Raw genomic sequence first — 12994 nt, 5'->3', positions numbered from 1 at the left:
CCATTTTTCGAGCCCACCCATGCTGATCGAGACTCTTACCACAGCGCAGCTACTCTTTGCTGCCGCAATTCTATTTACTGCCTATCTGGTACGCGGTATCTCAGGCTTCGGCTCGGCACTGGTCGCGGTACCACCGCTGGCGCTGATTCTACCGCTGCAGATCGTCGTACCGATGGTGGTACTGCTCGACAACCTCTGTTCCCTCGCTCACTCCATCCGCAATCTGCACCATATTCAGTGGCGCGAACTGCTGCCGCTGCTTCCCTTCACCCTGATCGGCATCGTCACCGCACTATTTCTGCTCAAGAGCCTCGACCAGGCGCTACTGAAGAACATCCTGGCGGTCTTTATCATCGGCTACGCCATCTACACCCTGCTGCCACTCCCCGAGCCGAAGGGGCCACGACTCTGGGCTGTACCGATGGGACTGCTGGCGGGACTGGTCGGCACAATGTTCGGAACTGGCGGCCCCTTCACCGTGGTCTATCTGCGGCTACGCCAACTGAACAAGGTCGCATTCCGAGGCACCGTGGCGATGATCTTTCTGCTCGATGGCGGTGCGCGGCTGGTCGGCTTTACCCTCTCAGGTTTCTATACGCTCGACACCCTCTACCTGATCGCCGCCTCACTACCGTTAATAGCAACCGGGCTCTATATCGGCGGTCATATCCACACCAATCTGACGCCACAGACCTTTGTGCGCATCATTAGTGCCATTCTCTTAATCAGCGGCATCTCACTGTTGATTAAGTGACGGCGACGCAATCCATCGCAACTATCTCGATTTATCCTTTTTTTCTTTTTCTGCTTCTTCTGCTTGTTACGCTTCTCGATCAAGCGATCACGCCACTCAGGGTGCTTGTTCAGATTATTGCGTACCGCGCGTCGGAAGGTGGGATCCTTGAGCCGTTCACTAAATCGTTTGATGAACTTCTTACGCAGCTCGGGTCGTGATGCCAATAGCCACTTGATGTCGTTATAACCCGCCGCGCGCAGTTTCTTGGCTTTGATCTTGCGCTTTTTCAGTTTCTTCAGGTGTCTTACGGTCTTCTGTTTGTAGTGCTTGGGCAGACGACTCCCAAAACGAACCTGCAGCCGCTGATGGAACCGGGTAAATCCCCGCGAGAGCTCAAAGTGCTCACCGGCACGCAGGCGACCGGCTCGACGATGCAGCGCCTGCTGATCGATCAGATCGACTTCAACCTCACCCTCTTCCAGCAGCACATCCTGCTCTCCGTCAGCGACCGAGATCACGCCCTGAGTACCTTTGATACCAAGGTTAATAAAGGGAGTTGAATAGTTAACCGTGCGCTCAGGCTGGATCAATCCGGTCACAAAGCGCAGCCACCCCTTCAGCAGCGAGACATCAGCCGCTTCGAGACGCTGGTCGGTGCCGATCTGGTAGCGCACCAGATGCAGTGTGGAGCTCTCACCAATATCGAGCAGCGTCTGATCGACCATCTCGAGCTGAACACGCGCCCCTGCGGCCGTCTCGATAATGTCATCCTGCTCGACCATCACCCCCGGCTCGAGCTGGTAGACAGCGGTGCCGCGAATCAGCTCCGCAGCCCCCTCACTGAGGGTTACGGTACCAACTTCATCGGCTGCAATGAGTGTTTGATAGGGAAGAAGGAGCAGCAGTAGCGCACAGCACAGAAGTAATTGGCGCTGTGTGCAGCGCCAGCGTCGATCAATTGCGTTCATCAATGAAGCGTTACAACTTGTTGCTGGAAGCGGCGCTCAACACTCGGCTGGTCAGCATGCGGATCGAGATGATCATAGCCACCCTCCAGCTCTTCAAGCCGATCTCCCGGATGGGGATGGGTCTTGAACATGAAGGCGAGCGCACTATCGTCTGGGTCGGTCGCGGCGAGGGTCTGCAACATGGCATGCAGGCCGTAGGGATCGTAGCCAGCACGTGCGGCGATCACCACACCCATACGATCGGCCTGATACTCATCATCCTTATCGAGGCCACGTGCGTAGATCTCCTGAAAACCGCTGCTGAGTCGATTGAGCAGGAAGCGGTCTTCTCGATCGACCGCCGCACCGGCCAGCGCACCGGCCAGATCAAGCTGCGCATTGGTCTCTACCGCCTTGAGGTGGTGTTTCACCAGCACATGGGCGCACTCATGGGCGAGCACACCCGCCAGCTCCGCCTCACTCTGCATACGCATCAGCAAGCCACGGGTGATAAAGACATATCCACCAGGTGCCGCAAAGGCATTCGCCGCATCGGTATCGAGCACCCCAAAACGCCAGGCGATGTCGGGGCGCTCGGTCTGCAGTGCCACCCAGTGACCGACACGGTTTACATACTTCTGTATCCGACGATCTTTGACCAGCGGTGCAACACCTAGCAGCACCGCCGCCGCTTCATGGCCAATCTCCAGCTCATCCTCATCGGAGACACCCTTGAAGACCTTGCTACCTGAGCTGACGATACGACCGATATCAATTCCTTCAACATCACCACCACTGCCGCCAATCGAAAAACCACCAATCGAAAATCCCGCCTGGGCAGGAATAGTCAATAACACGACACCTGCCACGACGCCCAGAATCGAAAACCACGGTTTAATCATCATTCATTCCCCAGGCTGTCGAAGAAGTCGTTGCTATTACTACCGCTCTCAGGCTCGGGGTCAGGTAACTCTTCCATATCCTCATCGGAGAGATAGTCGAGATCTTGTGCCTTCAATCCCTCCTTTTTTGCAAAGCCCTTGGCATCTCTTTTACTCACTGCGTTTTTATCGAGCGATTCAAGCTGCCCGCGATCGGGCGATGAGTCTGTGAGCTCTTCAGAGCTGAGGCCGCGGATACCGGTCGCGGTGGTCACACCGCTGCTGCCCGAGCGTCCCGTCGTCAGCATGCTGGCAGCCTCATCGAGGCCGCTTGCACTCTCACGCCTCTTTTCACCCTCAGCGACGATAAAACGCAGAGTGGTCATACGCACCCACCCCTCGACGCCAGATTGACTGGTGACCCGATACCAGCCGCCACGGCGTTTGATCACCTCGAGCTTGCTCTTAGCCTCGAGCTTCTCAACCACCTGGGCATCGCGGTAGGGTTCTTTGTGTAGATTCGTATCACGTATCAGCTGTGCCGGGCGAGCCAGCAGGCTCCCCGCCACGGCGGAAAGCAGCAGAAATAGGACTATTTTGGCTCTAATCATCAACTTCTCCTCGGCTCATAGAGCCGAACCTCCTGTGCTCTACCCTTAACCTTATAGGAACCGTGATCGTGGAAGTCAAACAGCTCCCCACAACGCTGCCGGGTCTCCTCAGAAACCAGCACGCGACAGCGTCCCTTGGTCTGACCCTCGATACGGCTGGCAAGATTTACCGTGTCGCCGATTGCCGTGTAGTCGAGGCGGTTTTCTGAACCGATAAAACCGACCACCGCCGGTCCGGTGTGGATACCGATACCGATATCGAACTCGGTACCCGACTCTCCCAACGACTCACGGAAGGCGAGCAGCGCCTCCGACATCTCCAGCGCAGCAGTTACCGCATGCACCGCCTGATCGGGGTCATCCACCGGTGCTCCCCAGAAGGCCATAATCGCATCGCCGATAAACTTATCAACAGTGCCACCGTGGTGAAAAATCACCTTCACCTGTCGACTGAAGTAGTCGTTGAGCAGCGCCACGATCTGCTCCGGTGTGCTCTGCTCGGAGAGGGTAGTAAAGCCGCGAATATCGGAGAAAAGCACGGTGACTTCACGTTTCTCACCTCGCATGTCGAACACCGTCTCACCATGATCGACCAGCTCGCCGACCACGCGTGGATCGAGAAAACGGTTAAAGATCGCAATCGAGCGCTGCCGTGCACGCAGCTCATTGAGATAGGAGTAGAGTGCGGCGGCAACAAAAAAGAGCCAGCTGTAGGCCAGCGGTGCAAACAGCGGTAGCTGAAGGCGATAACTGTCGAGCGCCACATAGGCCGCCACCATCAGTAGCGGAGTAAATAGCGCCAGCCTGAAACCCACTTTCAATGGGCTGTGCAGTCGCCTGAAGCCGAACAGGAACAGCAGCACCATCAGAACCGCTAGCAACGGTGAAATCCATTTCGGCACACTACGCAGGTAGTCGCCCCGTTTAAGGTTATCGATTGCAGTCGCGAGGATCTCAACTGCCGGGTAGGCGTTATCGATCGGGGTCACACGCAGATCGACCAGCCCGGTTGCGGTTGAGCCGATAATAACGATCTTGTCGCGCAGCTCATTGATGGGACGCTGTGATCGCTGTAGCTGCAGATCCTGATAAAGATCGGCGTAGGGGATACGGCGATAGCTCAACCGCTCACCACGCCAGCTTAGCTGGATATTCTCCTGATCTGGCACCGGATAGTTAAGCGCCCTACTCACCGTGGCCGGCAGGGAAGGGATCGACCAACCATAGGCATCGATATCGATCGCGTAGCGGCGACCGACACCATCCTCGTCTTCAAGAAAGTTGATCGCCCCCAGATGACCCTGCTTGATCAACGCGGGAAGCGGTAACACCATCGCGACCCGAGCATCTTCAACCGCCGCCTTACCCGCCATAATTCCAAGTCGCCGACCATGCTCGCCCAGCGACAGGCCACCGGCGTCATTGCCATCAGTTAGACGCAGCATCGGCAGAAACATGTGCGACTCCCTGGACAACACCTCGGCCAGATAGTCATCACCCTCGAGGCGCATCAGATCAGGATCACTAAAGAGAATATCGAAAATGATGGCGCGTGGCTGTTGACGAGCTATGCCTTCAACCAGCTCCGCGTGAACCGAACGTGGCCAAGGGAAACGCCCCACCTCGGCGGCCATCTCCGCCAGGCTGTGCTCATCGATATCGACAATGACGATGTCGGGATCAGGAATCTGCTCGGCTGCATGGATTCGCAGCATACGATCACCGAAGAAGTTCTCCAGTGGTTGAAAAAGCCCCAGCAACATTGCATCGATAACCACCATACCGATAACGGCAAGGGCTATCAGAGTAAGCGGATTGGTCAGCTGGCGTGAGAGGCTCATCGCAATGACCGAGAGGTGCTAGCCCTCGAGCTCGAGTACCGCGTCCATCTCAACCTCAGACCCCTTGGGCAGTGCCGCAACACCAATCGCAGCACGTGCAGGATAGGGCTGACTGAAGTAGTCGGCCATCACCTGATTAACCAGCGGGAAGTGACCCAGATCGATAAGAAAGACGTTGAGCTTCGCCACATCGGCCAACGAACCACCAGCCGCCTCAGCCACGGCGGTCAGATTGTCAAATACACGGCGGATCTGCGTCTCCATATTCCCATCAATCAGCTCCATTGTCTCTGGAACCAACGGGATCTGGCCGGACATGTACACAGTAGTGCCGACCTTGACCGCCTGCGAGTAGGTGCCGATCGCCTGGGGTGCTTTATCAGTAGAGATAATCTCTCTGGCCATCTATTGGGTTCTCCCTAATCTATTTATATTTTGGATAATTCTAGTTGAGCCGCCAGCAATTAGCGGGTGCGATAGATGCGCAGCACCGAACCGATGGAGCGTATACGGCGCATAATCCGCGCCAGGTGGCGACGGTCGTGAACGGCCAGCAGGAAGGTAATGGTGGAAGTGAGTCCATCACGCTCCTCAATGGCGACGTTATCGATATTGGAACCCATCTCAGAGATCGCCGCAGCGACTGTAGCCAGTACACCGCGTTCATTACTCACCTCGACACGCATCTCGACCGGGAAGTCACCCTCGACCTCCTGCTCCCACTGCACATCAATCGCCATCTCGGGACGATCACGATAGTCGGCAACGTTTTTACACCCCGCCACATGGATCACAAAACCACGTCCGGTACTGACAAAACCGACGATCGGATCTCCTGGAATCGGGCGACAACACTTGGCGAAGTTGACCACCATCCCCTCGGTGCCCTTGATAAAGAGGGTTCGGTGATGTGTGTTCTGTTCCTGAAGCGGTGCCTGCTCATCATCGTGATCCTGTGGTGCCAGGCGTCGCGCCACCAGCTGTGCCATCCGGTTACCGAGACCGATCTCGGCCAGCAGCTTGTCGAGCTGCTCAAAACCCATCTCACGCAGTGCCTCGGCGAGGGTCTCAGAGTCGAGCTGCTCAAGACTGCTCGACTGCTCCGTCAGCGCCTTGCCGAGCAGACGCCGCCCGAGGCTCACCGCCTCCTCGAGCTGCAGATTCTTCAGATAGCTACGGATATTGGCACGCGCCTTACCCGTAAAGACGAAGTTGAGCCAGGCGGGATTGGGGTGGGCGCCGGGTGCGGTAATGACCTCGACCGTCTGTCCATTGAGCAGTGCCGTACGCAGCGGCACCAGGCGACGATCGATACGCGCTGCCACACAGCTGTTGCCGATATCGGAATGAACCGCATAGGCAAAATCGACCGCCGTCGCACCGCGCGGCATCTCCATAATCTCCCCCTTGGGGGTGAAGACGTAGACCTCGTCGGGGAAGAGGTCGATCTTGACGTTCTCCAGAAACTCAAGTGAATCACCCGCGCTCTTCTGCATCTCCAGAAGCCCCTGTAGCCACTCGCGGGCACGCGCCTGGGCGTTGGTGGTCGGTTTCTCGCCGGTCTTGTACTGCCAGTGTGCCGCGATTCCCGATTCGGCCACCCGATCCATATCGGTGGAGCGAATCTGTACTTCGATCGGCACGCCGTAGGGACCGAAGAGGATGGTATGCAACGACTGGTAACCGTTCGCCTTGGGGATGGCGATGTAATCCTTGAACTTGCCCGGTACCGGCTTGTAGAGATTGTGCATCACGCCCAGGGCGCGATAACAGGTATCGACATCGTCGACGATGATGCGAAAGGCGTAGAGATCCATCACCTCATTGAAGGAGAGATCCTTCTCGATCATCTTTTTGTAGATGCTGTAGACGTGTTTCTCTCGACTCCCAAGCTGGAAGGCGAACGACTCCTGTTCCAGACGGCCATGGATCGCCGTCTCGATCTTATCCAGGATCTCGCGCCGATTGCCGCGCGCCTTTTTCACCGACTCACTCAGAATCCGGTAACGCATCGGGTAGTAGGCCTCGAAGCCGAGATCCTCTAGCTCAAGACGTGCATGGTTGAGGCCGAGACGGGTAGCGATCGGCACGTAGATCTCCAGCGTCTCACGGGCGATACGACGCCGCTTCTCCGGACGCAGTGCGCCCAGGGTACGCATGTTGTGCAGTCGATCGGCAAGCTTGATCAGGATGACGCGAATATCGCGCGCCATCGCCAGCATCATCTTGCGAAAGTTCTCGGCCTGGGCGTGCGCCTTGGTCTCGAAGGTGATCATGGTCAGCTTGCTGACCCCATCGACCAGCTCTGCGACCTCACCGCCAAACTGCGCCGCTATCTGATCTTTGGCGATCTCGGTATCTTCGATCACATCATGCAGGATCGCGGCAACAATGCCCTGATGATCCATCTGCATCTCTGCCAGGATCGAGGCGACTTCAATGGGATGATAGATGTAGGGCTCGCCCGATTGACGAACCTGACCGACGTGGGCCTCAGAGCCAACCAGGTAGGCGTGGTAGACCTCCTGAATCTGATCGGCGTTGAGATACCCCTCTAGCTGGTGGCAGAGATCGCTAATCAGAAAGCGATCGCCATCGGCATCGGGGCTTTGTGGAAGGGTGTTATCGGCCTCGCTCATCTTCCGGATCGGATGAACCGCAAGCCGATTTTTCTCTGCTTACTCAGCAGGCTTTTCAATAGTAGCTGCTGCGGCCGGTGGCACTTCGGCCATCACATTGGCTTCAACTTCGGCCAGAGACTCGGCGGCCTGCTCATGCGCCTCAACGGCATCAAGAATGGAGGCATCAACCAGACCCGCTTCGATCTCACGCAGAGCGATAACGGTCGGCTTGTCGTTCTCAGCGGGGAGCATGGGATCGGCACCATTAGAGATCTGTCGTGCTCGCTTGGTAGCGACCAGTACCAGCTGAAACTGGTTGTCGACCTTCTCCAGACAATCTTCTACCGTAACTCGTGCCATCTCTCAAACTCTCCCGCCAAATGTAGATTAACCTTGCCGATACAGTCTCAGAATAGACCACCACCAAGCAAGGGGAACGGCGGATTCTAACCCAGACTCCGCCACTTACGCCAGAAGATCACTCATACGTGCCTGCAGCGATGCGTCCTGTGCCTCGCGTCGCAGGCGGTTGGCGTTGAAGATGGCCTGTAGATCATCGAGTGCAGCTTCGAACTGATCGTTGATCACCACAAACTCAAACTCATCAAAATGTGACATCTCACTCTCGGCATCACGCATGCGACGATCGATAATCTCATCAGAATCGGTACCGCGTCCGGTAAGCCGTTCACGCAGCGCCTCGCGTGATGGAGGGAGAATGAAGATGGTGACGCACTCCGGCATCATCTCCTGCACCTGGCGCGCGCCCTGCCAGTCGATCTCGAGAATCACATCATCCCCCGCTGCCAGCTGCTGTTCTACCGCGCCCTTGGAGGTGCCATAGAAGTTATCAAACACCTGCGCATGCTCGAGAAAATCGCCCGCTTCGACCAGCGCCTTGAAGCGCTCGATCTCAGTGAAATGGTAGTTAACCCCATCCACCTCACCCGGGCGAGAGGCGCGCGTGGTGTGTGAAACTGAAACCTTGATCGTCGCATCGCGTTCGATCAGCGCCTTAACCAGACTCGTCTTACCTGCACCTGAGGGGGCAGAAACGATATAGAGAGTACCGCTCATGTAAACCTCTTTAAGTTTGTTGAATGTTGTGATTATTCGATGTTCTGGATCTGTTCGCGCATCTGTTCGATGAGTACCTTCAGCTCGACCGAGGAGCGGGTCAGCTCAGCATCGGACGATTTCGATCCGAGCGTATTGGCCTCACGATTGAACTCCTGCATCAGAAAATCGAGCCGGCGACCCACCGGCTCTTCGCGCTGTAAAACCTCACGCAGCTCGGCGACATGGGCCATCAGTCGATCAAGCTCCTCATCGACGTCGGATTTCTGCGCGATGATCACCATCTCCTGCTCGAGACGCCCCGAATCGAGTTCACCACTGACCTCGGCAAGACGACTACGTAGACGTTCACGCTGCGCCGCTAAGATCTGCGGCAGCCGAGATTTTACCTGTTCTACAACACTCTCAATCGAGGCGCAGCGCTGTTCGATCAGTGCCTTCAGCTTCTCACCCTCGCGGGCACGCCCCTGCTTGAGCTCTTCCAGCGCCCCATCGAGCAACCCGGTTGCCGCCTCAATCACCGGCGTCATGTCGGCCTCGACACTCTCCAACACCCCCGGCCAGCGCAGCAGCTCCATCGGGCTGTAGGAGGCGGAAACCCCCTGCAGCAACTCCACCTCCTGTACCGCAGCCAGTAACTTCTCAGTGAAGTCACGATTAACCGCCATCTCCCCAGCCACCTGACTGCTGGGACGGTAGAAGAGCGCACACTCCACCTTGCCGCGCCCCAGGAGGACTGTAGCGCGCTCTCTGACCAGCGCCTCCATCGGCCGCAACTCTTCGGGCAGGCGTAGCGACAGCTCCAGATAGCGGTGATTTAGCGAGCGCAGCTCCCAGGCGAGAGAGCCCCACTCATCACGCCGTTCAACACGGGCAAAGGCGGTCATACTGTGGATCATAATCGGTCCTGAATTTGACAATCTGGGCTAGATGTTAAACTTTTGAAGCGTTCCTGAGAATTGGCCAACACAATCCCCCATACTGATCGAGATGAATAGAGCCACGCAAAGCCTGCCAGATGGAACGGTGCTCGACCACTACACCATCGACCGCACCCTGAGTCGAGGCGGCTTTAGTATCGTCTATTTGGCGCACGACAATCGCACCGGGCACAAGGTAGTCATCAAAGAGTACATCCCCTCCAAACTGGCTCGCCGCGAGGAATATCTGCGCGTGGTGCCTGAGTCCGATCAGATGACCGACCGTTATCTGCGTGGTCGCCGCCTCTTCTTTCAGGAGGCGAGCGCACTAGCCAAGTTGGAGCACGACAACATCGTGCACGTCACTAGCTTCTTCCGTGCCAACGAAACGGTCTACATGGTGATGGTCTATGAAGAGGGGAAGAATCTACAGGCCTATATTGAGGGGCGCAGCGGCAACCTGAGCGAGCAGTTCATCCGCACCGTCTTTCCCCCTCTACTTGAGGGGCTGAAACTGCTACACAGCCACCACCTGCTACACCTCGACATCAAGCCGGGCAACATCCACCTGCGCCCTGGCGGCAGCCCACTGCTACTCGATTTTGGCGCCGTGCACTTCTATCAGCAGAGTCGTCAGCACCAGCTGGGACGCATCATCTCGCACGGCTATTCACCGATTGAGCAGTACCAATCGGCCGGATATGTCGGCCCCTGGACCGACATCTACGCCATCGGAGCCACCATGCGTAGCTGTATCGAGGGGCGGCCACCGATCGATGCCAAGATACGTCATGAGCAGGAGACGATGCGCCCTGCCGTCGCTCTCTACCGCAAGCGTTACTCGCTCGATCTGCTAGAGGCGATCGACTGGGCGATGGAGATCGATCCGCTACTTCGCCCACAAAACGTCGACGCCTTCCTTGATGCACTTCAACGGGAATCGATGCCCCCCATCACTGCAGGTAATCCCGTCAGCGATGTATTGAGCACGCCGGTCAGTGAGATGCTCGGCAAGATCGCTGGCAGCATGCCGTGGAGCAAGTCGTGAGCAGCGCCAACTACGAGGTGGTCCTGACTAATCGACTCGGTAATCGGGCCATCAACCAAGACCGTATTGCCACCGCAGAGCGCGGCGATGCACTGCTGCTGATGCTTGCCGACGGCATGGGTGGCCACGCCAGGGGAGAGCTGGCAGCGCAGACCTTGATCGATTCGGTCAGTCGTTCTTTCCGCAATGTATCGCTGCCCGTATCCAAGCCGGAGAATTTCCTTCAGCAGGCTCTCAAGATTGCCCACCAGGAGGTGGCTGAGGCGGGCAGACACTCTAACCCGCCGATAGAACCTCGCACCACCGCCGTAATCTGCCTGATTCAGGGCAGCGACGCCTGCTGGGCGCATCTTGGCGATAGCCGGCTCTACTATCTTCGAGACGGTGAAATTATCGTACGCACCCGCGACCACAGCTACGTCGAAGACCTGCTCAGGAGCGGCAAAATCAAACGCTCTGAGGTAGAGCACCACCCGATGCGCAACACCGTCACGCAGTGTGTCGGCGGTAGCAAATCGGCACAGACTCCTGCATTCGATAGCGCCTCTCTTGAGCCGGGAGATGAGCTGCTGCTCTGCTCCGACGGTCTGTGGAATAGCCTCAAAGAGTCACTTCTGATCAAGGCACTCGAAGAGGAGGACCTTGATCAGGCTGCCGATCAACTCGCCGACCAGGCCGAATTAAGCAGCTACCCCCACAGCGACAACATCAGCCTGATAGCCTTCCGCTACCTCACCAACAACAGCGCCGAAGAGTCCGAAAAACCGATAGTAAAACCAACGCCAAGCCAACAAGGCGGCTCTCTGGACCAGGCACTTGATGAGATCGAACGGGCACTCGATAAGTACGGTTCCGAGATGGGCGACCCCAAGTAGCCGCCCTTCGGGGATCGGCCACTACTGCGTGCATCCGAAGTGCGCCAACATACCCAGTAGCAGCCCGATTGGCATATACTCTGCGCCCTTGGCAACCAACTAGAGAGATCAACTATGCGACCCAGCGGTCGTCAACCCGATGAAATGAGGTCGATCCACTTCACCCGTCGATATACCAAACACGCCGAGGGTTCGGTGTTGGTTGAGTCTGGTGATACCAAGGTGCTCTGCACCGCCTCGGTTGAGGAGCGTCTGCCGGGCTGGTTGCGTGGTAAGGGCCAGGGTTGGGTTACCGCTGAGTACGGCATGCTGCCACGCTCCACCGGCTCACGTATGGGTCGCGAAGCGGCACGCGGTAAACAGGGGGGACGTACCATGGAGATCCAACGCCTGATCGGCCGCTCACTACGTGCCGCCGTTGATCTCAAGGCACTTGGTGAGCACAGCATCATGATCGACTGCGATGTGATTCAGGCCGATGGCGGCACCCGCACCGCTTCAATCACCGGTGGTTATGTTGCCCTGGTCGATGCCATACGCCACCTGATCGCCGAGAAGAAGATCAGTAAAGATCCAATGCGCACGGCGATCGCATCGGTCTCGGTCGGTATCTTTGAAGGTACACCAGTACTCGATCTCGACTACGATGAGGACTGCAACGCCGAGACTGATATGAATGTTGTAATGGAGAACAGTGGCAACTTCATCGAGGTACAGGGCACCGCCGAAGGTCACCCCTACTCCATGAGTGAGCTACAGGCGATGTTGGCCCTGGCAGAGAAAGGCATTGGCGAGCTACTTGCGCATCAGCGCGCGGTACTGGATGAAACATTATGAAAAAGATCGTTCTAGCCTCGGGAAACGCCGGCAAGGTACGCGAGTTCAATCAGCTACTGGCCGACATCGACCTTGAGGTAGTACCACAATCCGATTTTGAAGTGGTCGAGGCCGAGGAGACCGGCCTTACCTTTGTTGAGAACGCCATTCTTAAGGCGCGCAACGCCGCCCAGCACACCGGCCTGCCTGCGCTTGCTGATGACTCGGGATTAGAGGTCGATGCCCTGCACGGCGCACCCGGTATCTACTCGGCCCGTTTTGCCGGCGTCGGTGCCAGCGATGAGCAGAACCTGCAGAAGCTACTGACAGACCTACAGGATGTTCCGCAGAATCTTCGCAGCGCTCGCTTCCAGTGCGTAATCGTCTACATGCGCCACGCCGAGGACCCTACACCGATCATCTGCCAGGGAACATGGAACGGCCGCATCCTGAACACATCTCATGGCGAGAACGGTTTCGGTTACGACCCGGTCTTCTACGTGCCCGAGCAGGATTGCTCCTCTGCGGAACTGCCTGCAGAGATTAAAAACCGACTCAGTCATCGTGGACAGGCGCTGCAGAAATTTCTATCTGTGATGCGGGTCAGCTGACGAGGTACCA

The 12994-nt window shown here is 57.1% G+C and carries 14 protein-coding genes; 5 read left to right on the top strand and 9 right to left on the bottom strand.

Annotated features, from left to right (window positions below; genetic code table 11):
* The first annotated feature begins 19 nt into the window (after positions 1-19).
* On the top strand, positions 20-754 hold the full coding sequence (locus BOW52_RS00275) for a sulfite exporter TauE/SafE family protein (RefSeq protein ID WP_078482072.1): 735 nt from the start codon (positions 20-22) through the stop codon (positions 752-754).
* On the opposite strand, the gene BOW52_RS00270 is transcribed toward BOW52_RS00275, so the two are convergent.
* The 9 genes from BOW52_RS00270 to BOW52_RS00230 form a co-directional block, all read right to left on the bottom strand.
* Entirely contained in the window at positions 664-1704 is a 1041-nt protein-coding gene (locus BOW52_RS00270; protein WP_078482071.1) for a FecR family protein, read from the bottom strand. The two genes, BOW52_RS00275 and BOW52_RS00270, sit on opposite strands and share 91 nt — an antisense overlap.
* Positions 1704-2588, bottom strand: coding sequence for a M48 family metalloprotease (locus tag BOW52_RS00265; protein WP_078482070.1), 885 nt, complete (start codon positions 2586-2588; stop codon positions 1704-1706). The genes BOW52_RS00270 and BOW52_RS00265 overlap by 1 nt, the downstream gene beginning before the upstream one ends.
* Entirely contained in the window at positions 2585-3175 is a 591-nt protein-coding gene (locus BOW52_RS00260; protein ID WP_078482069.1) for an SH3 domain-containing protein, read from the bottom strand. Before BOW52_RS00260 ends, BOW52_RS00265 begins: the two co-directional genes overlap by 4 nt.
* Entirely contained in the window at positions 3175-5016 is a 1842-nt protein-coding gene (locus BOW52_RS00255) for a CHASE2 domain-containing protein (protein ID WP_078482068.1), read from the bottom strand. The genes BOW52_RS00260 and BOW52_RS00255 overlap by 1 nt, the downstream gene beginning before the upstream one ends.
* Positions 5017-5034: 18 nt before the next feature.
* Positions 5035-5421, bottom strand: a complete 387-nt coding sequence (locus tag BOW52_RS00250) for a RidA family protein (RefSeq protein WP_078482067.1) — start codon at positions 5419-5421, stop codon at positions 5035-5037.
* A 59-nt stretch (positions 5422-5480) separates the two neighbouring features.
* Positions 5481-7655, bottom strand: coding sequence for a bifunctional GTP diphosphokinase/guanosine-3',5'-bis pyrophosphate 3'-pyrophosphohydrolase (gene spoT / locus BOW52_RS00245; protein WP_078482066.1), 2175 nt, complete (start codon positions 7653-7655; stop codon positions 5481-5483).
* A gap of 39 nt (positions 7656-7694) precedes the next feature.
* Positions 7695-7997 (bottom strand): DNA-directed RNA polymerase subunit omega, encoded by a 303-nt coding sequence (gene rpoZ, locus BOW52_RS00240; RefSeq protein ID WP_078482065.1) that lies wholly within the window; start codon positions 7995-7997, stop codon positions 7695-7697.
* A gap of 105 nt (positions 7998-8102) precedes the next feature.
* Positions 8103-8714 carry a guanylate kinase gene (gmk, locus tag BOW52_RS00235; protein ID WP_078482064.1) on the bottom strand — a complete coding sequence of 204 codons (612 nt, stop codon included), beginning with the start codon at positions 8712-8714 and terminating at the stop codon, positions 8103-8105.
* Between the two features lie 32 nt (positions 8715-8746).
* Positions 8747-9613 (bottom strand): YicC/YloC family endoribonuclease, encoded by an 867-nt coding sequence (locus BOW52_RS00230; protein ID WP_078482063.1) that lies wholly within the window; start codon positions 9611-9613, stop codon positions 8747-8749.
* A 91-nt stretch (positions 9614-9704) separates the two neighbouring features.
* Here BOW52_RS00230 and BOW52_RS00225 point away from each other — a divergent pair, with 91 nt between their 5' ends.
* The 4 genes from BOW52_RS00225 to BOW52_RS00210 all read left to right on the top strand — a co-directional run bounded on the left by BOW52_RS00225 (position 9705) and on the right by BOW52_RS00210 (position 12984).
* Entirely contained in the window at positions 9705-10682 is a 978-nt protein-coding gene (locus BOW52_RS00225) for a serine/threonine protein kinase (RefSeq protein ID WP_078482062.1), read from the top strand.
* Positions 10679-11557, top strand: coding sequence for a PP2C family protein-serine/threonine phosphatase (locus tag BOW52_RS00220; RefSeq protein WP_172840036.1), 879 nt, complete (start codon positions 10679-10681; stop codon positions 11555-11557). The genes BOW52_RS00225 and BOW52_RS00220 overlap by 4 nt, the downstream gene beginning before the upstream one ends.
* Before the next feature lie 114 nt (positions 11558-11671).
* Entirely contained in the window at positions 11672-12394 is a 723-nt protein-coding gene (gene rph / locus BOW52_RS00215; protein WP_078482060.1) for a ribonuclease PH, read from the top strand.
* On the top strand, positions 12391-12984 hold the full coding sequence (locus BOW52_RS00210) for an XTP/dITP diphosphatase (protein ID WP_078482059.1): 594 nt from the start codon (positions 12391-12393) through the stop codon (positions 12982-12984). The genes rph and BOW52_RS00210 overlap by 4 nt, the downstream gene beginning before the upstream one ends.
* The last annotated feature ends 10 nt before the right edge of the window (positions 12985-12994 follow it).

Origin of the sequence: Solemya pervernicosa gill symbiont (assembly GCF_002020875.1) — a bacterium.
In the GTDB taxonomy this organism is placed as follows: Bacteria; Pseudomonadota; Gammaproteobacteria.
The sequence above is the reverse complement of the archived record's forward strand: the minus strand, read 5'-3'. Positions and strand labels throughout refer to the sequence as shown.

Excerpts from the sequence above, each read along its gene's own strand:
- gmk (WP_078482064.1), bottom strand. The coding sequence starts at position 8,714 with ATGAGCGGTACTCTCTATATCGTTTCTGCCCCCTCAGGTGCAGGTAAG.
- rph (WP_078482060.1), top strand. The coding sequence starts at position 11,672 with ATGCGACCCAGCGGTCGTCAACCCGATGAAATGAGGTCGATCCACTTC.
- BOW52_RS00275 (WP_078482072.1), top strand. The coding sequence starts at position 20 with ATGCTGATCGAGACTCTTACCACAGCGCAGCTACTCTTTGCTGCCGCA.
- BOW52_RS00265 (WP_078482070.1), bottom strand. The coding sequence starts at position 2,588 with ATGATGATTAAACCGTGGTTTTCGATTCTGGGCGTCGTGGCAGGTGTC.
- BOW52_RS00250 (WP_078482067.1), bottom strand. The coding sequence starts at position 5,421 with ATGGCCAGAGAGATTATCTCTACTGATAAAGCACCCCAGGCGATCGGC.
- spoT (WP_078482066.1), bottom strand. The coding sequence starts at position 7,655 with ATGAGCGAGGCCGATAACACCCTTCCACAAAGCCCCGATGCCGATGGC.
- rpoZ (WP_078482065.1), bottom strand. The coding sequence starts at position 7,997 with ATGGCACGAGTTACGGTAGAAGATTGTCTGGAGAAGGTCGACAACCAG.
- BOW52_RS00255 (WP_078482068.1), bottom strand. The coding sequence starts at position 5,016 with ATGAGCCTCTCACGCCAGCTGACCAATCCGCTTACTCTGATAGCCCTT.
- BOW52_RS00270 (WP_078482071.1), bottom strand. The coding sequence starts at position 1,704 with ATGAACGCAATTGATCGACGCTGGCGCTGCACACAGCGCCAATTACTT.
- BOW52_RS00210 (WP_078482059.1), top strand. The coding sequence starts at position 12,391 with ATGAAAAAGATCGTTCTAGCCTCGGGAAACGCCGGCAAGGTACGCGAG.
- BOW52_RS00225 (WP_078482062.1), top strand. The coding sequence starts at position 9,705 with ATGAATAGAGCCACGCAAAGCCTGCCAGATGGAACGGTGCTCGACCAC.
- BOW52_RS00260 (WP_078482069.1), bottom strand. The coding sequence starts at position 3,175 with ATGATTAGAGCCAAAATAGTCCTATTTCTGCTGCTTTCCGCCGTGGCG.
- BOW52_RS00230 (WP_078482063.1), bottom strand. The coding sequence starts at position 9,613 with ATGATCCACAGTATGACCGCCTTTGCCCGTGTTGAACGGCGTGATGAG.